General features: G+C 71.7%; 24 protein-coding genes. 13 read left to right on the top strand and 11 right to left on the bottom strand.

From position 1 onward, the window contains the following. The first annotated feature begins 213 nt into the window (after positions 1-213). The gene (locus LV78_RS13585) at positions 214-513 is read left to right on the top strand and encodes a hypothetical protein (RefSeq protein WP_253845620.1); all 300 of its coding nucleotides are present in this window, start codon (positions 214-216) and stop codon (positions 511-513) included. Here LV78_RS13585 and LV78_RS13580 read toward each other — a convergent pair. The 4 genes from LV78_RS13580 to LV78_RS13565 all read right to left on the bottom strand — a co-directional run bounded on the left by LV78_RS13580 (position 488) and on the right by LV78_RS13565 (position 3,257). Beyond that, the gene (locus LV78_RS13580; RefSeq protein ID WP_253845619.1) at positions 488-808 is read right to left on the bottom strand and encodes a hypothetical protein; all 321 of its coding nucleotides are present in this window, start codon (positions 806-808) and stop codon (positions 488-490) included. The genes LV78_RS13585 and LV78_RS13580 overlap by 26 nt on opposite strands. Further along, entirely contained in the window at positions 774-1,139 is a 366-nt protein-coding gene (locus LV78_RS13575) for a P-type ATPase actuator domain-containing protein (RefSeq protein WP_253845618.1), read from the bottom strand. The genes LV78_RS13580 and LV78_RS13575 overlap by 35 nt, the downstream gene beginning before the upstream one ends. A 371-nt stretch (positions 1,140-1,510) precedes the next feature. After that, positions 1,511-1,804 (bottom strand): ArsR/SmtB family transcription factor, encoded by a 294-nt coding sequence (locus tag LV78_RS13570; protein WP_308208710.1) that lies wholly within the window; start codon positions 1,802-1,804, stop codon positions 1,511-1,513. A gap of 124 nt (positions 1,805-1,928) precedes the next feature. After that, the gene (locus LV78_RS13565) at positions 1,929-3,257 is read right to left on the bottom strand and encodes an NsdA family TPR-like regulatory protein (RefSeq protein WP_253845617.1); all 1,329 of its coding nucleotides are present in this window, start codon (positions 3,255-3,257) and stop codon (positions 1,929-1,931) included. Between the two features lie 407 nt (positions 3,258-3,664). Here LV78_RS13565 and LV78_RS13560 point away from each other — a divergent pair, with 407 nt between their 5' ends. The 8 genes from LV78_RS13560 to LV78_RS13525 all read left to right on the top strand — a co-directional run bounded on the left by LV78_RS13560 (position 3,665) and on the right by LV78_RS13525 (position 10,233). Next, the gene (locus LV78_RS13560) at positions 3,665-4,834 is read left to right on the top strand and encodes a radical SAM family protein (protein ID WP_253845616.1); all 1,170 of its coding nucleotides are present in this window, start codon (positions 3,665-3,667) and stop codon (positions 4,832-4,834) included. Next, the gene (locus tag LV78_RS13555) at positions 4,831-5,376 is read left to right on the top strand and encodes a hypothetical protein (RefSeq protein ID WP_253845615.1); all 546 of its coding nucleotides are present in this window, start codon (positions 4,831-4,833) and stop codon (positions 5,374-5,376) included. The genes LV78_RS13560 and LV78_RS13555 overlap by 4 nt, the downstream gene beginning before the upstream one ends. Then, positions 5,373-6,167: a hypothetical protein gene (locus LV78_RS13550; protein WP_253845614.1), complete on the top strand. Its 795-nt coding sequence runs from the start codon at positions 5,373-5,375 to the stop codon at positions 6,165-6,167. The genes LV78_RS13555 and LV78_RS13550 overlap by 4 nt, the downstream gene beginning before the upstream one ends. Further along, positions 6,164-7,273 carry a hypothetical protein gene (locus LV78_RS13545; RefSeq protein WP_253845613.1) on the top strand — a complete coding sequence of 370 codons (1,110 nt, stop codon included), beginning with the start codon at positions 6,164-6,166 and terminating at the stop codon, positions 7,271-7,273. Before LV78_RS13550 ends, LV78_RS13545 begins: the two co-directional genes overlap by 4 nt. Next, positions 7,270-8,064: a sugar phosphate nucleotidyltransferase gene (locus LV78_RS13540; protein WP_253845612.1), complete on the top strand. Its 795-nt coding sequence runs from the start codon at positions 7,270-7,272 to the stop codon at positions 8,062-8,064. Before LV78_RS13545 ends, LV78_RS13540 begins: the two co-directional genes overlap by 4 nt. After that, complete coding sequence (locus tag LV78_RS13535; protein WP_253845611.1) at positions 8,055-8,705, top strand: NUDIX hydrolase; 651 nt, start codon at positions 8,055-8,057, stop codon at positions 8,703-8,705. Before LV78_RS13540 ends, LV78_RS13535 begins: the two co-directional genes overlap by 10 nt. Before the next feature lie 188 nt (positions 8,706-8,893). Continuing rightward, the gene (locus LV78_RS41590; protein ID WP_253845610.1) at positions 8,894-9,748 is read left to right on the top strand and encodes a DddA-like double-stranded DNA deaminase toxin; all 855 of its coding nucleotides are present in this window, start codon (positions 8,894-8,896) and stop codon (positions 9,746-9,748) included. 29 nt (positions 9,749-9,777) lie between these two features. Beyond that, complete coding sequence (locus LV78_RS13525) at positions 9,778-10,233, top strand: Imm1 family immunity protein (protein ID WP_253845609.1); 456 nt, start codon at positions 9,778-9,780, stop codon at positions 10,231-10,233. 354 nt (positions 10,234-10,587) lie between these two features. Here LV78_RS13525 and LV78_RS13520 read toward each other — a convergent pair whose 3' ends face one another. Both LV78_RS13520 and LV78_RS13515 read right to left on the bottom strand, forming a co-directional pair. Beyond that, positions 10,588-11,889, bottom strand: a complete 1,302-nt coding sequence (locus LV78_RS13520) for an NsdA family TPR-like regulatory protein (RefSeq protein WP_253845608.1) — start codon at positions 11,887-11,889, stop codon at positions 10,588-10,590. Between the two features lie 13 nt (positions 11,890-11,902). Continuing rightward, positions 11,903-12,364 (bottom strand): DNA-processing protein DprA, encoded by a 462-nt coding sequence (locus LV78_RS13515; protein ID WP_253845607.1) that lies wholly within the window; start codon positions 12,362-12,364, stop codon positions 11,903-11,905. A 146-nt stretch (positions 12,365-12,510) separates the two neighbouring features. Between LV78_RS13515 and LV78_RS13510 the strand changes: the two genes are divergently transcribed. After that, complete coding sequence (locus tag LV78_RS13510) at positions 12,511-13,842, top strand: helix-turn-helix domain-containing protein (RefSeq protein ID WP_253845606.1); 1,332 nt, start codon at positions 12,511-12,513, stop codon at positions 13,840-13,842. Beyond that, positions 13,839-14,735 carry a phosphotransferase family protein gene (locus tag LV78_RS13505; protein ID WP_253845605.1) on the top strand — a complete coding sequence of 299 codons (897 nt, stop codon included), beginning with the start codon at positions 13,839-13,841 and terminating at the stop codon, positions 14,733-14,735. The genes LV78_RS13510 and LV78_RS13505 overlap by 4 nt, the downstream gene beginning before the upstream one ends. A gap of 42 nt (positions 14,736-14,777) precedes the next feature. On the opposite strand, the gene LV78_RS13500 is transcribed toward LV78_RS13505, so the two are convergent. The 5 genes from LV78_RS13500 to LV78_RS13480 form a co-directional block, all read right to left on the bottom strand. After that, positions 14,778-15,545, bottom strand: a complete 768-nt coding sequence (locus tag LV78_RS13500) for a deazapurine DNA modification protein DpdA family protein (protein WP_253845604.1) — start codon at positions 15,543-15,545, stop codon at positions 14,778-14,780. After that, entirely contained in the window at positions 15,542-16,075 is a 534-nt protein-coding gene (locus tag LV78_RS13495; RefSeq protein ID WP_253845603.1) for a VUT family protein, read from the bottom strand. The genes LV78_RS13500 and LV78_RS13495 overlap by 4 nt, the downstream gene beginning before the upstream one ends. After that, the gene (locus LV78_RS13490; RefSeq protein WP_253845602.1) at positions 16,072-17,232 is read right to left on the bottom strand and encodes a DNA cytosine methyltransferase; all 1,161 of its coding nucleotides are present in this window, start codon (positions 17,230-17,232) and stop codon (positions 16,072-16,074) included. The genes LV78_RS13495 and LV78_RS13490 overlap by 4 nt, the downstream gene beginning before the upstream one ends. A 104-nt stretch (positions 17,233-17,336) precedes the next feature. Next, the gene (locus LV78_RS13485; protein WP_253845601.1) at positions 17,337-18,311 is read right to left on the bottom strand and encodes a TRM11 family SAM-dependent methyltransferase; all 975 of its coding nucleotides are present in this window, start codon (positions 18,309-18,311) and stop codon (positions 17,337-17,339) included. Beyond that, complete coding sequence (locus LV78_RS13480; RefSeq protein ID WP_253845600.1) at positions 18,308-19,369, bottom strand: hypothetical protein; 1,062 nt, start codon at positions 19,367-19,369, stop codon at positions 18,308-18,310. The genes LV78_RS13485 and LV78_RS13480 overlap by 4 nt, the downstream gene beginning before the upstream one ends. Before the next feature lie 415 nt (positions 19,370-19,784). Here LV78_RS13480 and LV78_RS13475 point away from each other — a divergent pair, with 415 nt between their 5' ends. Then, the gene (locus LV78_RS13475) at positions 19,785-20,762 is read left to right on the top strand and encodes a hypothetical protein (protein ID WP_253845599.1); all 978 of its coding nucleotides are present in this window, start codon (positions 19,785-19,787) and stop codon (positions 20,760-20,762) included. Beyond that, positions 20,753-21,178, top strand: a complete 426-nt coding sequence (locus tag LV78_RS13470) for a pilin (protein ID WP_308208709.1) — start codon at positions 20,753-20,755, stop codon at positions 21,176-21,178. Before LV78_RS13475 ends, LV78_RS13470 begins: the two co-directional genes overlap by 10 nt.

The raw sequence follows: 21,178 nt of genomic DNA, 5'->3' as shown, positions 1-21,178 counted from the left end.
CGGTCGAGGGCACCGAGTTCGTTCCAGAGTGGGGGAAGTTCCTCCGGCCAGAGCGCAGCGGCCGACAGCCGGAACCGGCGGGTAGGCAAGGCAGGGATACAGGGGGGGGAGCGCCGGGTCTTCGACCGTCATCGCCGACAGTTCCTCGTCCATGTCGATACAGGTAGTGACCAACCGATAGTCGGCTGCCTTCACCGGATCGCGAAGAAAACTGTGGACGGCCTGCTCGATACGGAAGCCCAGGACGGAGGTGCGCAGGTCCTTGACGGTCAGCGCGCGGGACCGCTCCTTGTGCCACTTGATCTGATATCGCCGGTCACGGCCACCTCGGATCGTGAGATCGTCGAAAAGATCACCATCGTGCAGCTTGGTGTCGCTGACCACCGCCGTGTCGGAGCTGCCGGGCAGGTGCAGGGCAGCCAACGCACAGGCGGTCAACAGATCCTGATGCTGATACCCCTGGTGCGCGGCACCGAACTGTCGGGGCTTACCGGCCAACTCGCCACTCCTTGACGGAAAGCATCGTGATGAGGGCAAACCCAGGGGTACAGCCGTTGACTACCACGTCGCGGATGGTATCGACCGGTGCGATGCGCTTGCCCCGGATGAGAACGCAGGCATCAAGCCGGACCAGGCCCGGCGCAACCTGATGGCGAGAACGATCATCACCGTCCCCTGCGAACACGCTGGCCATGATCAAGTGGCCGGACGCGCCGAGGTGATTCCGAGCGGTACACGCCGTTGTCGGACCCATGCCGATATTCTGCTTCAGTTCAGAGCTGCCGAAGGTGTCCGGTGTGTCGATCACCGACGGCTTCACTCAATCGAGTGACTGGGCGAACCCGTGTTCGGCCTGCTGAGTGAACGTGCTGCTTCCCGCTCGACCGCTCCGCCCCGTTGATCGCGCCCGCGTGCATCGGGTCGCCGGGACCGGCCTCCACCGGCACGGACTCGTCGGTGATCGCCGACAGGTCTAGGCTGGTGTGCCCGGCGCTGCCGACCTCGTCGGTGGCGGCGCGCTCACCTGGCTGCAGCACCACCCGGTCACCGGCCACTAGGACGGCGAAGGAGACGCTCGTCTCGACACCGTCGCGCAGCACCGAGGTGGTCAGTGGCACCAGGCGCAGCAGGGCGTGCAACCCGCGCCGGGTGCGGGTGACGGCGTGTACTCCACCCCTTGGCGACGGAGAACAACACGCCCAGCATTGCGTACTCGGTGAACTGTCCGAGTGCGACCGCGCTGGCCAAGGCGATCGTCATGAGCGCGCGCACCTCGACCCGGAGACGAACCTCCGCACATCGCGCCCGGCGTGAACGAGGTAGCGCCCACCACAGCAGAGGCCAGCGTCAGCGCGTCACCCGCCCAGTCGTCAGCGAGCCACCTCGCCGCGAGCAGTACGACGGCTGCGGCGGCCAACTGTAGCTCGCGGACTTGCCCCCAGCGCTCCGCCCCGCGCATTGTCCTCCCGCAGCCCGGCGCCTGGGGCCTGCGGCGCTTATCGGCCACGGCTCACCCCTCCCGGACGTCGCCGACGGATGCCTCCAGGACTACGCCGACCAGCCCCAGCCCTCGCTCGGTGAGCGAGTGCATCACCAGCTTCCCGTTTCGCCGGGACGCCACGAGTTCGGCGGCCTTGAGCTGACGGAGGTGGTACGAGGTGAGGTTCTGCGCCGTGCCGACCACCCAGGAGACATCGCACACGCACAGCTCGCCGCCGGTGAGTAGCGCCGAGGCGATCCGCAGCCGGGTCGGGTCGCTGAGGGCGCGCGCCGCCGAGGTGGCGACCCTCGCCCTCGCCTGCACCCTGATCTTCTAGCGAAGACTCAACTCATTCCGATATGCGCTCTAAGCAGTTCGACGGGACAGTTCGAGGTTTTCCGCCACCGGTTTCATGGCGGGGCAGCATCCATGGCGGGGGCTGTGGTTGTCAGGCGGCGGTGGCGCAGAACCGGGCGATCTCCCTGCCCAGGGCCTGCGCGTCGGAGTGGTGCGGGTAGCGCCGGGTCTGCTCGCGCAACAGGGTCAGCTGACCCCGCAGGCGTTGGGACCTGACCGCGCGCACTGCGTTCAGGGCTTGTTCCCCGATGCCCACGGCCGTGTCGATCTCGCCTTCGGCCAGGTAGCAGGCTGCGAGCAGGGCGTGGCTGAATGCCTGCTGGCGGGCGTGGTCGGGTGGGATGTCGGCCAGGGCGCGGGTCAGGCCTTCGATGGCGACCGCGCGCTGGCCGGAGTCGGTCATGCCCAGCCTGGTGTGCACGCGGGCCGCGGCGGTCCGCATCGCCACGCGGTCGAAGAACCGCGTGTAGGGAGCGTGCTGTTCCTCCTGCTGGGCCAGATCGAACTCGTCCTGCGCGCGGGTGAGCACGTCCAAGGCGCGTCGGGGCTGGCCTTGGTCGGCGTAGGCGATGGCCATGTCCGCCTCCAGGAAGGCCACCGCCAGGGGCGAGTCGGCCTCGGCGGCGGCGATCCTGCCCAACTGGAAGTACTTCAGAGCCTGCCCAGGGTCGAGGTGGTCCAGCGGGACGCGGCCCAGGTGGTGGGCGACGATCGCCGTGTGCGCGGGGTTGCCCGCCGACCGGGTCTCCTCCAAGGCCTGCGTCAACCAGTTCAGCGCCTCACCGGGCATACCCAGGTCGTGCGCTGTCCAGCCCGCCAGCGTCTTGACCTCGGCCACCGCCGACACCAGGTCCGCGCGCGTGTCCTGCGCGCAGTCGCCGCCCAGCAGGGCGGCGGCGCCCTGGGCGTGGCCCAGGATCGCCGCGCGACACGAGCCCCCGCCCAGCAGCAGGTCCTTGGCGCGCAGCACGGCGGTCACCTCGCGCACCTGCGCGACCTCGGCGGCCCCTACGCGGCCGGGCAGGGGCGTGGCGCGGGTGGTGCGGGCGAACAGGCCGCGTTCGGCGGGCAGCAGCGTGGCGCCCATGACCAGCTTGCCCGCGATGCCCAGCAGGGCGCGTCGTCGCATGTCCTCGTCCTCTCCCGTCCACGTCGGGTCGGCGTCGCGGTGGGCCCCGGCGGTGTAGGCCAACCCCATCAGGCCGCGGTCCACGCCCAGCCCCTCGGCGATGCGCGCGAGCAGTTCGTAGGAACGCACCTCGGCGCGGTTGTTGGCGATCTTGTTGACATCGGACTGGTTCTGCCTGGTCAACTCCGCGATGCTGCGCTGCGAGACGCCTTGCCTGCCCAGGTAGCGGTAGACGAGGCCGATGTCGTGTCGGGCCAGCGCGTCCCGCACGGCGGGCACCGTCCAGAACACAGCCAAGTCCTCAGGGCGCCACCGACCTGCGGGCTTGTCATCGCGCTCGTGCATCTCGTGTCGACCCGATCCCTTCCCCCCGCTCGTCACCAGGGCGCGACCCACCGTAACCGCGGTCCAGGTCGCGGGGCAGCCTCCGATGGGGAGCGCCCATCGGCAGTGCCCACAGGCCTTGACAGGCGGCGGGCGATGGGCAGGACCCGCGCCGTGCGTCTCTCTCCCCCGGCGGTCCGCTCCAGACAGGGTGGTCCCGACGCCCCGGGAGACGTCCCGTCCAGGCACCCCCGCCCGCAGGTCCGACCGGGGTCCGCGCCGTCACCTTTCCGGTGCGCGGGGCGGCCATCACCCCGCCTTCCGGTGAGGCCTGCGGCCGGCGGGGGCACGACAGCAGACAGGAGAGCCTTCCCGTGACCTCGAACCCCTTCCCCGCCGGCGGGCAGCGCCCCGTGCGGGTGTGGACCGCGATCGTGGACCAGCACGCCACGTGGATCGCGGTCAACCCCGTCCAGGGCTGCCCGAAGTCCTGCCGGTACTGCTTCCTGAACGAACGGGGACAGACGGCGGTCAGGCCGGAGACGCTGGCCAGCCCCGCTCGGAGCGTGGAACTGCTGCTGGCCTGCCCGCACTACACGCCCGAGCGGCCCGTGGCCTACTACACCTGGACCGACGCGATGGCGCTGCCGACCACCCGCGAGCACCTCAAGGCCCTGCTGGGGGAGTTGACGCGGCGCGGTGTTCCCAACCCGGTCGTGCTGATCACCAAGTGCCGGGTCCCCGACGACGTGATCGCCGCGATCACCGCCGCGATCCGCGACGGGCTGCGGGTGCTGGTGTACCTGAGCTACTCCGGCCTGTCCGGAGAAGTGGAGCGCGGCATCCGACACGAGGACCTGAGGGAGAACTTCCCGCGCCTGGCCGACGCCGGGGTGCCGATCGTGCACTACTGGAGGCCCGCGTTCCCCCGCTCGGCCACCCCCGAGACGATGACGGCCGTCCTGGACTGGGCGGCGGCCCACGCGCGCTGCACCGTGGCCGCAGGCCTGAAGGTCGAGGCCGCCGCCCTGCCGGGCCTGGCCCGGCTGTGGCCGGAGCTGGCCACCACCCCGGAGGTGGACAAGGCCGAGTGCGTCTACCCGCGGGCGTTCTGGGACTTCATCCACGCCACCGCCGCCACGCACCCGACGCACCCGTTGTTCCACACCAACTCCTGCGCCCTGGCCTATGTGCTCGGCCGCACCGACCGGTTCGGCGTCTTCGACACCCCGGTATGCGCCACCCGCAACCACTGCCCGACCGGGCAGCGGGACCTGTGCCGGGCCGCCGCGCGGCGCCGCCGCCCGGTCCGGGAGCAGGACGTGGCCGCCGCGCTGGCCCGCCACGGCCACCCCGACGCCGCCTTCACCCTGGACCCGGCCGCAGGCGAGGTGATCGTCCGGCGGGCCCTGCCCACCAACGTCGCCGCGGCCCTGACCCAGGACCTGGCCACGCGGGTGCGGGTCCAGCGCCAGGAGGACGACCCGTACTGGAGCAGCGGCACCGCGGGCGCCCTGCCGCTGGTGCTGGACGGCGCCCGGTGAAGGCGGACCGCCTGGACAGGCTTCTCGCGCTCACGCGCCGGTTGCGCGGCGGCTTCGCGCTCACCGCCCCGGAGCCGTGGACGCCCTCCACCGCGGCGGCCGAGGCCACGGTGCAACTGGGGCACCTGGCGTTGTGCCTGCTGCGCCACGGCGCGGCCGACACCTCCGCGCTGCAGGACGCGCAACGGCCGATCGACGACATCGGGGACGAGTTGGCCGACGTGCTGCTGGCCCTGCTGAGCACCGCGACCCTGGCCGGGACCGCGCCGGTGGCCGATCCACGCCCCGTCCAAGTCCTCGACCAGGGCCCGGCGCTGCTGCTCCTGCTGGTGGCCACCGGGCAACTGGCCGAGGCCGCGCTGGTGCACGACCGGCTCCGACACCTGCCCACCGGCACGCCGCCCTCGATCCCCGAGGCCTGCTCCGCCGCGGTCACCGCCGCCGAGACGCTGGCCCAGGCGCTCGGGCTGGACCTGCCCGACGAGTTCGAGTCCATGGCCGAGGACGCCGGGAAGTTCCTGCGCTCCAGAGGCATCGGATGACCCGGGACGCCACGACCGGCACGTTCCAGCGCCGCGGACAGGACGTGGTCAAAAAGCTCACCGACACCCACCCCGCGGGCGCCCGGTTCCTGGCCGCCACGCACGCCCTCGGGGCGGAGGGCATGAACGACTACCTGGACACGCTGCGCACCGCAGGCGTGCCCCTGCCACCGGGGCTGACCGTCCTGAACGCCGCACCGCTGACGGTGCGACACCGCTGGGTCCCCGGCCCCGTGCTGCTCGAGCACGCCACCACCGATCCCGACGGGTTCGTCGACGCGGTCACCGAGATCGCCGGATGGGTGCGCGCCCTGGCCGGAACCGACGCGCGCCTGGACACCAACCTGACCAACTTCTGCCGCCTCGGGAACCGGCTCGTCGCGATCGACGTGCTGCCCCCGCTGGTCCCGAGCACCAGCCCGGAACCGGAGAACCTGTTCGACAGCCTCTTCCACGCGCTGTGCTTCCACACCCCGGTCACCCTCGACGCGCTGGTGGGCTACGCCGCCCGCGCCCTGCTGACCACGCCGACACCGGGCAGCGGGCCCCACCCGCGCCTGGCGCGGTGCCTGCCCCCCGTCCACGACGGCATCGACGTGTTCCCGGCCTCCTGGTTCCGGGCGCGCGCGGTACTTGCCCTGCGCGCCCTCGACGGGCGCGCCGACCCCGCCTGCGCGCACCGTCTGTTCGCCGCGACCTCGGCGCGCCTGTTCCGCACCATGCCCGAGACCTCGCGGGCGGCACTGGTCCACCGGATCGCCCCCACCGTGGAAGGACTGCTCGGACCATGAACGCCACCACCACACCGGTGGCCGACCGGCGCACGTGGGCCTTCCAGGTGGCGGGCGTGGCGTTCACGCTCGCCGCCGAGCCCGCGTGGCTGGCCGACCAACGCCGACACCTGGGCCAGTTCCTGCCCCCCGCCGCCACAGGACGGGAACTGGCGGCCTTCACCATCCGGGCGCACACCGACACCCTCTCGTTCCGGAAAATGGTCGACGCGATCGCGGACGCCCCCGACGGCGACCTGGTCGAACCGGTGCCCGGCCTGCTGTTGCGCAGAACCCGGCTGCGCGACGGGCAGCGCTGCTACACCGTGCACAGCGACCAGGTCGAACACCGGCCCGGCGCCTACGCGGTCGCGGTGCGCGACCGCGAGATCGACCTGTTCCTCCACAGCGCCACCGACCACCCCCACCGCTACCCGATCCGCCTGGTGCGCGAAGCCGTGCTGCGCACCCTCGAAGACGACGGCGGCGTGCTCTTCCACGCCGCGGGCATCGACGTGGGCGGCTCGGCGGTGATGATCGCGGGTCCTCGCGCCGCGGGCAAGACCACCACCGCCGCCGCGCTGCTGCGCCTGCCCAGGGCGGCCCTGCTGTCCAACGACAGGCTCGTGCACCACCACGGCCACGTGCTGGCCGTGCCGCTGCCGGTACCCGCCGCGCGCGGCACGATCGAGGCGTTTCCCGAACTGCGCGCCCTGGCCACCGGGCACACGTCGCTGCCCGCCGACTTCGGCGCCACCACCAAACACCCCTTCACCGCCCGGGCGTTCGCCGCTGCCTTCGGCGCGTGCCTGGCCGCGCGGTCACGACCGCGGCTGCTGCTGGCCCCCCGGTTCACCGACACCACCACGATCAGCACGCGACCGGTCGACGCCGAGCGGGCACGCGAGATCCTCACCGGCATCTGCTGCACCCCGCGCGACGAGTTCTGGACCACCCCCTGGGTCGTCCCCCGCCGCCGCGACACCCACCACCTGACCGGACAGGCACGGGCCGCCGTCGACCGGCTCGCCAGGTCCGTGCCGTGCGTCGAGGTCCACTTCGGCGTGCGCACCCCGATCCAGGACCTCACCCGAGTCCTGCACCACCTCGCGGAGGGACTGCGATGAACACCGCCCACCCCTGGACCTGCGTGGTCACCGCAGCAGGCCATGCACAACGCTTCCGCCCCTTCAGCGCGGTCGTGCCCAAGGAGATGCTCCCCCTCGGCGCCCGGCCTGCCCTCGAGCACGTGATCGCCGAATGCCACGACGCCGGGGCCACCCGTGTCCTGGTGGCCACCAGGCCCGGCGACCACATCGTGCCCACCTACCTGGAGCTGCTGCGCGAGCGGGACATCCCCGTCGAGGCGGTCACCGAGGATCTCGCGCACGGCTACGGCAACGGCACCCCGCTGCTGACCCTGCGCGACCGCCTCCGCGCCGAGACCACCTTCGGCGTGGCCTTCGGCGACGACGTGCTGCTGGGCGGACGCGACCTGGCCGCGATGCACGCGCTGGCCGACGACGGCGCCGACGCCGTCCTCGCCGCCCAACTCGTCGAGCGCGCCGACATCGCCTCCTTCGGGGTGGTCGACACCCACCCGCAACGCCCCGACCAGGTCACCGGCATCCGGCAGCGCCCCGACCCGGCCACCGTGACCGAGCCCCTGGCGGTGGTCTCCCGCCTCGTGCTGCGCCCCACGATCCTGGACCGGCTCGCCCCGAGCGAACACGCCAGGGGCGAGGTCGACCTGGGCGTCGCCGTCGGAGCCCTGGCCCGGGACGCCGACGTGCGCGTGCACCGGATCGAGGGCAGCTGGGTCACCGTGGGCGACCCGCGCCGCTACCGTGACGCCCTCAACGCCCACGAGCGGTTCCTGACCGCCGAGTCCTCGCGGGGAGAGCGACTGTGCCCTTGATCGACGTCTTCACCGACACCTACGAGCCCGCGGGCACCGCGGACAAGCAGCAGGCGCACGCCCAGGGTTTGTGGCACCGCACCTTCACCGCGCTCGCCTTCCACCCGAACACCGGGCGGGTGCTGCTGCAGAAGAAACGTCCCGGTCACTACAGCTTCGAGCGGCCCGACTACGCCGACATCACCGTCGGCGGCCACTACCACGCCGGAGAGAGCGTCCCGCAGGGCGTGCGCGAGGTCCACGAGGAGCTGGGCCTGCCCGTCGCCTACACCGACCTGCACCCGATCGGGTTGCGGCAGACCGCGGTGACACTGGCCCCGCACTACCTGGAGCGGGAGTTCCAGCACGTGCACCTGCTGCCCCTGCCGGTGGAGCTGGAGCAGATCCCGCTCGACGACGCCGAGGTCAGCGGCCTGGTCGAACTCGCCCTGGACGACGCGATCGCCCTGGCCGAAGGCGCCGTCGACACCGTGCCCGCACGCTACGCGACCCGTGACGGGCAGGCGCTGGCCTACAGCGAGGCCACCCTGGCCAGGACGGACCTGATCCCCAACTACCTGAGCCTGGACCAGCTCTACCTGCGTCTGTTCGTCGCCGCCCGCAGGTACTGCTCGGGAGAGCGCGCGCACCTGTTCTGGTGACACCGCGCCCACGCGCACCGGCACAATCCACGTGGGCTACCAGGGAAAGCACCTGACGAACTCGAGGACGTAGAAGCACAGGCCCCGCGTCCGTGCGGAAAGCGCGCAGGCGGTTCTCCCGGCCCGGCGGTCCGGACGGGGGACCGGTGCTCGGGGTTCGTGACGCGGACAGGGACGGGGGTAGCCGGGTGGTCTCGATCGGGGACGTCCACGCCGAGCTCGACCGGGTCCTGGTGGACCTGGTCGATCTCGGCAGCCACCTGAACCGGGCGGCGCAGTGGTGGGAGGACGCAGCCGAACTGCTGTCGCACGCCCTGCGCGGCAGCCTCGATCCCGAGGCCGAGGCGCTGTTGGAGGGGCTGAACCCGCTGCTAGAGGAGAGCTTCGCTGCGGTGCTCGCCGACTGCGGTGAGCTGAGCGCGGCCATCACCACGATCATCGAGCGCGAACGTACGCCGACCGGTACCGACCCACCCGCACCCGGCGTCCCCGTGCCCGCGTCGAGCCCGCCCCACCCGGCCACCCTCCCGCCCGACCTCATGACGCGTGGCCGCGACCCACTGTGGGCGGAGCGGCAGCAGGCGCTGCTCGCCGACCGGCCCGGCGGCACCGGGGCCACCACCGGGCTGCTGCACACCACCGGCGGCGACGGGCTGTACTTGACCAGCGGGAACTACCGCCCCTCGGCCTCCTCCCCGCAGCAGCGCGCGGCGCGCCGCGAGGCCGAGCCTCTGGAGGAGCGGGCCGAGCGCGACCGGATGGAGCGCACCGACCTGGTGCTGCGCACCAGCGGGCACTACCCGTGGCCGCCCCAGAGCGCCACCCGCGCCAGGGGCGTCGACCACGTGGAGGTCAAGGCCGCCGCGTTGATGGCCGAGACCGGACTGACCTACGGCGTCCTGCTGATAAATAACACCGTCTGCGACGGTCCCGACGGCTGCTGGCGCGCGGTGCGGGCCCTGCTGCCGCTAGGGTCGACGCTGGTCGTGTGGGAGCGCGGTAACACCGTTCCGGTGGTCATCGACGGTACCGCCACCCCCTGACCTGTGGACGAGACCAGGAGGAACCGGGAATGAACACCACGACGGGCCAGTCGGTGGCCAGCGTGGTCTCGGCGCTGCTGGACAACCGCTGGCGCCACGCACGCACTCAGGAGGAGGTCGAGGCGCTCGTCGACGACCTCGTTCGTGCCAGCCTCCCACACTGGGGCACCCAGCTCTACCTCGCCGACCAACCCGTGGACCGCTACTCGGACCCGAGCACCCGCCTGGTCGTCTCCGTCGACCCCGACCAGGGCGCGGGCGCGCTCTCGTACCACGACTACCGGCCCGACGGCGGGGCCTGGGACAGCCTGGCCGCCACCACCAGCCCCGGCGCGCCCGCCCTGGTCTACGACCCGCACGGCGGCAGCCGCTACCGCCCCTCCAGCACCCTGCCCCTAGCGCAGGTAGAGCAGGCGGTGCGCGAGTTCCTGACCGACGGCGAGCGCCCGTCCTGCCTGAGCTGGCAGGACGCCGAGGTCGTCTGACCGGTCGCGCACGCCAGGACGCCCCGGCTGGCGAGCACCCTGCGGCCGAGGGAGGAACCGGTCGGCCCACGCTCGTTGATGCCCAACTCGGGCAGCGGTCTGGCAAGGTCTTGACCTGTCTGGTGCCGTCAGTGATCTTCGGTGGTCGGTGCGGCGAGCACTTGGTGGATCACATCGAGCACGGGTTGTTCCAGCGCCTCATCGTTGATCTTGAATCGGGCGGGTGAGATCTCGCGGTTGACCCACTTCCGTGCTGCGTCACCGACTTTCCCGGTGCGGGAGTTGCACTGGGGGTGGGCATCCGGTCGATCAAGCGATACCGGTGCAGCAGGAGTGAATAGGGAAGACCTCACGTCATCTTCCGATGAACGCCTCGTGGATGTGGTCGTCCAACTCGGCGACGAACCGCTCTTCCCGGTGCGCGCGCAGCTCGTGTCGCGCGGCCCGGATGCGCTGTGCCGCGACCCGTCCTCCGGTCCCCGCGGCGACGTCCACCGCCTCGTGCAACAGGGCCGTGCACGCCACCGCGTCGCCCAGGATCAGCCGCGCGAGGGCGAGGTCGCTGCCAACGATGCCCCGCTGGACGGCCTCCCGGTCGCCGGTCAACTTCCCCAGCGAGCTGGAGAGCACGTCGTGGGCGTGCTCGGCGGCACCTGCCTTGAGCGCGCACAGCCCCTCGAAGCCGTGCAGGTAGTTGGCGCTGAACTCCCCGCCATGATCACCAGGGTGCACTTGGGCAAGACTCATCCAGGCTCGTTCCAGTGCTGCTGCGGCTGCACCACCACGACCGGCGCGTGCGCAGATCTCCGCCTGGACCGCATGCACGCGCGCCTGGACCATGTAACCGGGGCTTCGACGGGCGTCGACCGCTGCGGCGCGGATGAGCTGTTCCGCAGCGGGCAGGTCGTTGGTGGAGTGCAGGAGCACCATCGTGTGGCTGGTGCGCACGGCTGCTCGCCGAGCAGGGGCCTCAAGGCGCGCGGCGGTCCGGGTGGCTTCCCCGTATAGGGCGGCAGCGGATTCGTCGTCGCGGTTCTCGAAAGCCAACCGCCCTGCCAAGGCGAACGCGTCCACCGCCAGTTGCACCACTTCCTGCCGCTCGCCACCGCGATCGGTCCGCAGGAGGTGGCGGCAGGCGTCTAACACCGGGGACAAGCGGAGCTGGAGCCGGATGAACAGGTCTGTCCCGATCAGGGAGTCAATCCCCGTGATGTCCATGCGCAACCGGTGGACCAGGTCCGGGTCCGCATCACCGGACAGGTGTCCCTCGGCCTGTGGCGCGAGTGCGAAGGTGACGAGTTCGACCAGCTTCACCGCCCGGTCGTCGGTCATCCCGAAGTGCCGCAACGCCTCCAGCAGGATCGCGAAGTCCGAGTCCGCCCCCAGCACCACCTCCCCACCGGGGGTGCGCGCGTAGAGGTGGGCCAGCAGGAACTGGTACCGGTCACCGGGCCGCGTACGGTCGGCAGGGCTTTCCCAGCGGGCGACCGCGCGCTGGATGCTGACTACCTGCCGGGGCGCAGGTGAAGGGAGAGCGAGTCGGTCGGCGGTGTCGCGCAACCCGCGCGCCAGGTCGCTCCAGGACCAGCCCCGCTTCTCCCGCAACCGCCGCAGCAGCCGGGCGCCCTCGGCAGGGCCACCGGTCGCACCGTTCACGGTGTTCACCCCCCTAGATCGGCACCACGAGTCGCGGTTTGCCCTGCCCGGCGGCGTAGTCGAGGGTGTACCAGGTTCCGCTGCCCTGCCCGGCGTTCTCGGGGAAACCGACCACGAAGCCGCTCCGGTCGACCATCCACCGGTTCCGGGCGTGGTAGGCGGCGGCGTCGAGCCGGGACGCGCCCAGCTCCACCACCTCGGCCAACCTGCCCGCCCGCTGCCACCGGGTGACGCTCCCGGCCGCGGCCTCCGGTTGGTCGGCCACCCCGCACGGCACGACCACGGTCAACGCCGTCTTGGTGTGCTCGGCCAGCCAGTCCAGGGCGAGCGTGTCGATCCCCGCGGCGCCACCGAGGTGGAAGTGCGCGTCCGCCGTGGCGAACGGCCCCAGGTACTCCGCGAACAACCCGCCCAGCCGCGCCAGCCCGTCGGTGGAGACCGAGCGCGTCCCGGTGATCGTCACCTGTCGTCCCATGCGCGACCCCCTCTCCCACGTGTCATCGAATGTCATCTACCGAACCCGCCCTGGGGACGATCCCATAGGACCGGCGGTCCTGCGGTGAACAACGCGCTGCCCACCGGGACCACGGAAGAGGACTGACCGGAAAGGGGGCCGGGTTGATGGAACGGCGCTGGAAGTTGATCGAGCGGCGTGAGCTGATGGGCTTCAGTCAGGAGACCTTCGCGCACGCTGTGGGCGTGGACTTCTCCACCGCCGGTCGGTGGGAACGCGGTGAGCAGACCCCGCAAGCATGGCGTCGTGCGCGGATCGCGACCGCTCTCGACATCTCGCTGGACGAACTGCAAGCCCTGCTCGCCAAACCCACCCCAGAACCCGAACTCCTCGCCGCGAGAACGCCAGGGGAGACGGTGGCCTCCCCTTTCCGTGAAGTCGGCGCGCCCCTGAACGCGTCTCTCGCTGTCCACGACGAACTGCTGCGCATCACCGGGCAGGCCGCGCGGGACTCGTTGGCCTTCGTCGAGCGCGCCGCCGTCTTCGACGACAGCAGCCGGGACGTGGTCGAGCACCTGCGCTGGGAGATCAGCCGCATCTCCCTGGCCTACGTCAGCACCCCGCCCCGCGCACTGTTGACCGACCTGATCGCCGTCCGCGATACCACCGCCACCCTGCTGCAACGTCGCCAACGCCCAAAGCAGGCCCGCGACCTCTACTTCCTGGCTAGCGCCGCCGGACTCCTGCTCGCCCACGCCGCGCAGAACGTCGGCGACCACCAATCCGCCCTCGCGCAACTGCGCGTTGCCTGGACCTGCGCCAACGCCGCAGGCCATGACGCTCTGCGCGCCTGGGCGCGCGGCAGCGCCGCCCTGATCAACGAGTGGTCACCCCACCGCGCCCACGCTGCCTTGGAACTGGTCGAACAGGGGAACCGGTACCGGGCAGGCACGCAGAACCGCATCAGGCTGACCGCCATCGAGGCCCGCAGCGCGGCACGAGCGGGAAATCGAACCCGAGCGCTGGACGCCCTCGCGCGTCTGCACGCGATGAATGAGATCCCGGTCGACGACGACGACGTCACCGACCTGGGCGGGTTGTTCGCCTTCCCACTCGCGAAGGTCTGCTACTACATGGGCGGTACTCACGGCCTGCTCGGTCAGCACGAGCAAGCCGAGCACCACGCGCTTACCGCGCTCACCGCCTACGAGACCGGTCCGGCCGCCAGCTACTCCTACGGCGACGCCGGGCTGGCCCGCTTGGACGTGGTCAACGCCCGCATCGCCCACGCCGACCTGGACGGCGCGGCGCACGCCTTGGCCCCGTTACTCGTCCTGCCTGCCGACCAACGCATACGCCAGTTCGACACCGCCATCGTCACCACCCGTGCCACGCTGACAGGCTCACCGCTGGCCACCAGCATCGCCGCGCGCCAGCTCGGCGAGCAGATCCATGCTTTCGGCCCGACCGGGAAAGTGGCACTACCCTCTGGCCGGTGACCCGCGAGCACGACCTCGAACACCTGGCCTCCACCGCGCACCGAGCCGCCGCTGTCGTTGGCTTGTCCACGCGGGGAATGCGGTTGCTGCGCGACCACGGCACCGCGGTGTTCCACCTCTCGGCTGAGTGCACCGTGGCCCGCGTCGCCACCGGCCCCGACGCCGTAGCGGCGGCCGAACGCGCCGTCGCCATCACCCGCTGGCTCGGCCAGCAGGACTTCCCCGCCGTCCAACCGCTCCCCGTCGAGCAGCCGGTCCGGCTGGACGCGCACACGGTCACCTTCTGGCACTACCACCCGCAGCCCGCGGGCGGCGTCCCGATCGACCCCGTTCACCTGGCCCGGCTGCTGCGCCGCCTGCACGCACTGCCCCCGCCCCCGGTCGAGCTGCCCGCGTACCGCCCGCTGGCCCACTTCACCGAGACCGTGCGCACCAGCATCGGCGCGCTGACTGACCGCGACCGCGACTGGCTGCTCACCCGAAGCCGTGAACTGCTCGAAGAGTACGTCGGGCTGGAGTTCCCGCTCGGCGTCGGCCACATCCACGGTGACGCTTACCCCGGCAACCTGCTCCGCGCCGAACACGACCGAGTCCTGCTCGCTGACTGGGACGAGACCGCCACCGGACCTCGCGAACTCGACCTGGTCAACACCTACCAGGGCACCCGGTACGGCCGCACCGCCGAGCAGCTCCAAGCTTTCAGCGCCACCTACGGCAACGACATCACCACCTGGTCCGGCTTCCCGGTGCTGCGAGCCCTCCGCGACCTGCACACCCTGGGCTCCTTCATCCGCCACGCGGACAACGCCGACCAGGCCGCCGCCGCGCAGTTGGCTCACCGGTTGAGCACCCTGCGGGCGGGGGACGACACTGCACTGTGGGTATCGCGCTGAACGCCGCCAGCGCATCGTCACAGCGTTGAAGACTTGTGGTGGTCACGCTGCCTGCTGCTGGTAGTCGGCGGGGGTAGCGGGCAGTCGCTGGAGCAGGTCGTGGTGCCAGCGCAGGGCGAAGCGCAGGCAGTTGGACTCGCTGCGGTGGGTCGGCGTGCAGCCGGGGACGTGGCGCCCGCGCAAACTCCATGACGTCGAGTCGCTGGAAGCGATCGAGTCGGCGTACTTTGCCAGGCCCAGGACCTTCGCGCCGAAGGCGTGCAAGCGGTACCCGCGAGCGGCCAGGGAGGTGACGATCCGCTGCACCTCGGCGGTGTGCTGGCGGCGGCAGATGCTTCCCACGCCCGTCAGCGGAAGCGCGGCGAGGTCGACGCCGTGACGTTCGTAGAGGTCGGCGCAGCGGTGGTAGTCGGTGATCTTCTGGCCTTGAAGTACCGGGATGAACGGCAGGTCCGGGGCCAGGTCGCGTAGGCGCAGGTAGTTGGTGACGGTGTTGCGCTGGTGGGCGCGCAGGGACAGGCCGGTGCGGGCCAGGACGTGGTCCTCGGTCATCCAGTCCTGGGGCGCAGCCCAGGTCAGGTTGCCCATCTCGGTGGCGTAGCGGCGTACCGCCGCTACGTAGGCGATGGCGTCGGTGCGCCAGCGGCCGTGCAGGGAGAGCTCGGTGAAGCCGCCCGAGTCCAGCGCCCAGGGGTGGGTGGCGCGCGGCAGGGTTTTCCGGTCGGCCAGGCGGCGGTGGGAGACCAGCAGTGGCACGCCCAGGTCGCGGGCCAACCAGGACGGTTGGTGGGTGCCCAGGTAGAACCTCATGACCGGGACCACCGCGTCGTGCGCCACGCGTGCAGGGCCGCGAGCGCGAGGACGGTGGCCGTGGTCTTGCCGATGAGCTGACCGGTGGCCATGGTGCTGTCGCCGAGGGCCAAGGGGAGGAACACGAGGGTGTCGACCAGCAGCCCGACGCTGTTCGAGGCTGCGACGGCACCCAGCCGGGTGAGGTTGCGCAGCCGTGCGTAGACCAGGGTGTCGAGCAGTTCGGAGACGGTGAACGCGGCGGCGCTGGCCAGCGCGATCCGAGGGGAGGCCAGCAGCGCGGACATGCCTGCGCCGACCGCCACGCCCGGGAGCGCGCCGCGTGTGCCGAGGTGGTCGTGGAGTAGGTCGCGGGCGGTCAGGCACAGCGCGGCGAACAGCGCGCCCGCCGGTACGGGCACTCCGACGACGTCGAGCGGGGGCAGGTGCTTCCAGGCGAGGTTGGTGACGAGGACCAGCAGCAAGTACGCGAACAACCCGGCCGTGAGCAGCAGGCCCGCTGCGGGTGGTGGCGAGGTGCGAGCGGTCATCGCGGGGCTACCCCCTCGTTGGCCTCGAAGCGGCCGTCGTGGTGCAGGAGGGCGGCGAGGTCGTCCAGGAGCCGTGACACCGCGTGGGTGGCTTGGCATGGCACCACGCCGTTGCCCAGCGCCCGGAGCTGCGCGGTGCGGGGCAGCGCCAGGTCGGTGACCCAGCCCTCGGGCAGGCCCATCAGGTGCTCGACGAACCGGGGCGCGAGCACCGGGCGGCCGTGGGCGCCGGGTTGCACCGGGTGGGGTGTCGGGCGACCGAGGACGGCTTCCCAGCGGCGGATCGCTGCTTCGTAGGAAGCCCAGTTCACCGCTGCTTGCGGCGCTGCCTCGGCGGTGGTGGTTCCGGTTGGGCGAGCAGTCGGACGACCGCCGAGGGCAGCATCAGGTCGCCCTTCGAGCCGCGTTGGCGCGGGCAGCCCTTCGTTCCGTCGGTGGCGCGCGGCGTCGGCAGCAGCGCTTGCGGCTCCACGAGCGGGAGCACCTGTTGCGACAGCGGCGGTCGGTAGCCTGCGCCTGCTCTGCGACCTGGGCTTCCGGTGTCCGAGGCCCTGGGCGTCGGCAAAAGACGGATCGGAGCCGGTGGTGTGGGGCTCGGCGGACCACCGGTCGTGGTGGTGCTGGACGAGCTGCCGTGCTCGGTCGGCTTCCGGCTGGCCGTTCCGCGAGGAGTTCGGCCAGGCGAGCAGGAACAGGCGCTCGCGGCGGTGCGCGGCGCCGACGTCGCAGGCGCGAACGCTGCGCCAGAGCGCGTCATACCCCGCGGCGGCCAGGTCGCCGAGTACCCGGTGGAGGCCGCCGCTCGCCCAGCGGATCGCGGCGACGTTCTCCAGGACGACGAGCGGTGGTCGTAGCGGGCGAAGGCACGCCACGATGTCGGCCCACACTCCACTGCGCGCCCCTTTCTCGATGCCCGCGCGCTTGCCCGCGGCGGAGATGTCCTGGCAGGGGAACCCTGCGGTGAGCACGTCGACCGGGTCGACCGCGTACCAGTCCGCGAGCCGGAGGTCGCCGAGGTTCGGCACGCCCGGCATCCGGGCGTCGAGGATCTGCCGGATGTGCGGGTCCGGGTCCGCGCACCAGGCGACCCGGCCACCGCCGAACGCGGCGAGCACGCCGAGGTCCAGGCCGCCGTAGCCGGTGCACAACGAGCCCACGACGGGCTCGGCGAGTGGCTGAGGAGCCCCGCCCGGCCCCGGAAGCACCGGGGCCGGGCGGGACGCGGGCGAGCTCGTTGCTCGCGCGCGAGGTCGACGGCTGCTCATGCCGCCCTACCGGGTTCTTCAGGTGCCCTCCCAGCGTCGCGGGCCGGGTGGACCCCGTCGAGCGCGACCGCGTTCCCGGCGACTGCGGCGCGGTGGTTCGCGCTCGGGCGCAGGGCGGTGCGGAACACGACGACGTCCTCGTGGGCGATCAGGTGCAGCGGCAGGCCCGCCTCGCGCTGCTTGCGGATGAAGTCGCGCTGGAAGAAGCTGCCCCGGCTCACCAGGTCGTGCTCGGCGACGCGGGCGAGCAGTGCGACGTTGCGCTCGACGGGGATCAGCCCCGCCTCGCGCCCGCAGGCGACGATCTGCGACGGGAGGTCGACCAGCTCGGAGTGCTCGCGCCACGGCCGGATGGTGATGGCGATGTGCCCGCCGGGCCGCAGGACCGCGCGCAGGGCGGCGAGGATGCGGGTGAACCCGGCGAGCAGCCTGCTGTGGCCGACGTTGGCCAGGTTGCCCCGGTCCAGGACGTCGCCGTAGAGGTGGGAGTACTTCTGCACCCCTTCGCCGGGCGCCACCGCGACCTGCCCGTGGGTGGACGGACCGTACGGCGGCGAGGTGACCACCAGCGCGACCTGGCCGACGTACTCGGCGGGCAGCAGCGCGGCGAGCTGGCGGGCGTCGCCGTGGAAGACCCTGGCGTCGTGGGCGATGCCGCGCTCCCGCGCGAGGGCGAGGTTGGCCCTGGCGATCTGCACCCAGTGCGGCTCGTACTCGACGCCGACCGCCCGGCGCCCGAGGTCCAGCGACTCCACGAGGGTGGTGCCGATCCCGCACATCGGGTCCAGCACCAGCTCGCCCGGCGCGGTGTAGTGCGCGACGACGTGCCGCACGATCGCGGGCAGCATCTTGGCCGGGTGCGCGGTGGACTCGGGCACGTACTTGTTCTTGCGCTGGCTCGCCGGGGCGCTCTGCGCGGTGGCCCACACCGAGAGCTCGTCGGGAGCGGAGTCGTTCGTGGGCGTGTTCATCGACGCTCCTCGCCTTCCACGGGGGAGTCCGCCAGGAGGCGGTGGTCGTGCGGCTGGGCGAAGACCAGCAGGTCCACGTGGACGCGGCGGTGCGGCACGGGCAGACCGCGCACGAGCGCGCGGTGACGCGTGCGCGACTCCTCGTCGTCCTGCTGGCCGCAGGCGCTGCGCTGTCCGTCGAGGACTTCGAGTCGCCCGTCGTTGGCGCGAGCGCGCACCACGATGACGTGCTGGAGGTAGAGGAGGTCCGCAGCCTGTCCGGCGGTCACCACCAGCCCGGTCGGATCGGTCAGCTCACCGCTTGACCAGTCACAGTGCGTGAGCACCGCGAGGACCCCGCCGACCCGCAGCAGGCGAGCGGCGAACAGCGTGACGCTGTCCGCGTCCTGGACGAGCTCGACGTCGCCGGAGCGGTTCGGGCACAGGCTGGTGATGACCAGGTCCGCTGAACCGTGGAGATGGTTCGCGGAGGTCGACGCGAGCGGTGCGGTGCTCGGGGCGGACTCGGTGGTCGCGCTGTGGGGGAGTGGTTCCGTTCCTGCGATCCGGGTGAGCGGGAACGTGCGGGAGGTGGGCGCGCTTGTTTCCGGCGGGGGCTGCAGGAGTTCGACGGTCGTGCTTCGGCCGAGCCGGTTGATGGTGCGCGCGGCGGCGGCCAGATCGGTGGTCGCCACCCCCTCGGGAAGGTCCTCCCGCTGTTCGTCGGCGACCACCGGGAGCAGGCACGTGGCACCGTCGACGTGGTTCGGCCACGGCAGCAGGACGACGTGCGCGCCGGGCTCGCTGAACGAGGTGACCACCCGCTCGACGACGCTCTCCGGCCAGGGCTTGTCGTGGTCGGTCGTGGTGGTCGTCGCGGTCCAGACGGTGACCGGCGTGGGAGACGAGGACGCCTTCTGGCGTGTGATCCCGGCGGGCTTGGCGGGGCTGATCCTGGTGGTGTTCGGAGCGGTCGGCCAGGCGCGCCGGTCGCCACCTCGGCGAGCGACCGGGCGTGTCGGCTCGGGGTGCGTGGTGTCGGTGCGCTGCCTGGTCGCGCGGCGGTTCGGATGGGCCACGGGTGTCCCCTTCGCGGGAGCCGGAACGCCTGTCGGGTTCAAGGCGTCGATGACATCCCTGAACTCCGAAAAGCGGCCTGGTGGGGGACATGTCTCTTCGTGGGTTTGAGTGGTGACAGCTATTTGGTCAGCAGCTTCCTCGGCGCGAGGAAGCTGCAATTACGTTGTTCGCCCCCGGCGGCTTGCTCGGCACGTGATGCCCGTCGCGTCACCAGGTATCCCCTGCTCATGGCCACTTCCGGTGATCTTCGTGTGGGTGTGGTGCGTGTCCGGTAATCGCGCGGTACCTGTTTGGTGACCGGTTGGCAATACCTGATTTGCCTCACTGGTCGAGTCAATTCCGATCGACTCGGCCAGGAGGCGTTCCATGAGTTCGCGCGAGGTTTTTCCGCATTCCGGTTTCGAGCGTGCTGGGATGCCGCTGGACATCGCCCGGTCGGCGTTCGAGTGGCTGGTGACAGGGCCGTCCCCGGTGTCGGTGGACGGGCGGCTGTTCCCCGGTATGCCCGTACGACAGGTGCCGCTGGACGAGTTGCGCGACCGGCTGCTGCACCGACGCTGCCCGCAGTCGGTGCGCGACCAGGTGTGGGCACACCTGGTGCTGCTCTCCCGCGCGCAGGGCGGCACGTGGACGGTCGGCGCCGTCGGGGTCGCGCTGCCCGCGCTGCTCTCGATCGCGGCCACGTTGTCGGCCAAGTTCGCGGGCGACTCCCGCGACGTCCACGCCGCGGTGCTGAGCGGATTCGTCGCAGAACTCGGCCAGGTCGACCTGCACCGCCCGCGCATCATGCTGCGGTTGCGGTGGGCCGCGTACCGGGCCGGGCACGCGGCGGTGCGCGAGGCGCTGGACGCCCCGACACCGTGTGGTCACGGTGTTCGAGCGACCGCTCCCTCGCGTCCGTGGGGGCACCCCGACTTCGTGCTCGCCCGCGCGGTCGCGGAGGGCGTCATCACCGCTCCCGAAGCCGAGCTCATCGGCTCCACCCGTCTCGAGGACGTGCCACTCGTGGACGCTGCGGCCCTGCGCGGGATGACCTACCAGGCGGTGAAGAAAGCGCGCCAGCGCGCCGAGCGCAGGCTGGTCGACTACCTGCTCGACAGCGCTTCCCCCGACGGCACGGCCGAGCCGGGTGGAACCGACCTGGTGGACCAGGTGGTCAACGCGGTGCTCATCACGGAGGCCACCAAGCGCGGTCCACGCCGCACCAGGAAGTCACGCTCCGCAACCGGTTCGAAGTCGCGTCACGTCGCAATCGGACTGTCCCCCGCGAACGGATTTCCCGGAGTTCAGGGGTGCGCAGGGACGTCGCCCGCCTCCGCGCACACCACCTCCTCGCCCGAGCTGCCACAGCGGCCTTCGGGCTCTACTCCGGGAGCGCCGCGATGCGCCTGAACCAGCTTCTCCGCCACCAGCCGACCGCCTGCCCGCCGCACCACCGGGTGGCGCCCCACCTTCCTGCCCGCACGCCGAGCCCCACCTCGAGGCACCGCGCGCTGATGCTCCTCGGCCTTGTCCTGCTGGTGCTCCTCACATCCGAGAGGACTGCGCACGCGACACCCACTGTGCTGGCGATCGCGGGCAGCGTCGAGGAGGTCCTCGGCAACGTACGCAACTGGCTGATGGGAATCCTCGCCGCGCTGGCGACCGTGTTCTTGACGATCGGCGGCGTCCGCCGGGTGTTCGGCGGCGGCGACCCCGGCGAGCAGGAGAAAGCGAAGGAGGCATTCAAAGCAGCCGGGTTCGGTTACGCGCTCGCCGCGCTGGCCCCGCTGGTGGTCACGGTCCTCAAGGGCCTGGTCGGGGCTTGA

Origin of the sequence: Actinosynnema pretiosum, assembly GCF_024171695.1 — a bacterium.
GTDB classification, from domain to species: Bacteria; Actinomycetota; Actinomycetes; order Mycobacteriales; family Pseudonocardiaceae; genus Actinosynnema; species Actinosynnema pretiosum.
This window is presented reverse-complemented; position numbering and strand designations above follow the sequence as displayed.

Bases quoted from the DNA above. Each gene is read 5' to 3' on its own strand.
- LV78_RS13525 (WP_253845609.1), top strand. From the start codon at position 9,778: ATGAACACCACGACGGGCCAGTCGGTGGCCAGCGTGGTCTCGGCGCTG.
- LV78_RS13475 (WP_253845599.1), top strand. From the start codon at position 19,785: ATGCCGCTGGACATCGCCCGGTCGGCGTTCGAGTGGCTGGTGACAGGG.
- LV78_RS13540 (WP_253845612.1), top strand. From the start codon at position 7,270: ATGAACACCGCCCACCCCTGGACCTGCGTGGTCACCGCAGCAGGCCAT.
- LV78_RS13545 (WP_253845613.1), top strand. From the start codon at position 6,164: ATGAACGCCACCACCACACCGGTGGCCGACCGGCGCACGTGGGCCTTC.
- LV78_RS13500 (WP_253845604.1), bottom strand. From the start codon at position 15,545: ATGAGGTTCTACCTGGGCACCCACCAACCGTCCTGGTTGGCCCGCGAC.
- LV78_RS13515 (WP_253845607.1), bottom strand. From the start codon at position 12,364: ATGGGACGACAGGTGACGATCACCGGGACGCGCTCGGTCTCCACCGAC.
- LV78_RS13495 (WP_253845603.1), bottom strand. From the start codon at position 16,075: ATGACCGCTCGCACCTCGCCACCACCCGCAGCGGGCCTGCTGCTCACG.
- LV78_RS13470 (WP_308208709.1), top strand. From the start codon at position 20,753: ATGCGCCTGAACCAGCTTCTCCGCCACCAGCCGACCGCCTGCCCGCCG.
- LV78_RS13485 (WP_253845601.1), bottom strand. From the start codon at position 18,311: ATGAACACGCCCACGAACGACTCCGCTCCCGACGAGCTCTCGGTGTGG.
- LV78_RS13550 (WP_253845614.1), top strand. From the start codon at position 5,373: ATGACCCGGGACGCCACGACCGGCACGTTCCAGCGCCGCGGACAGGAC.
- LV78_RS13510 (WP_253845606.1), top strand. From the start codon at position 12,511: ATGGAACGGCGCTGGAAGTTGATCGAGCGGCGTGAGCTGATGGGCTTC.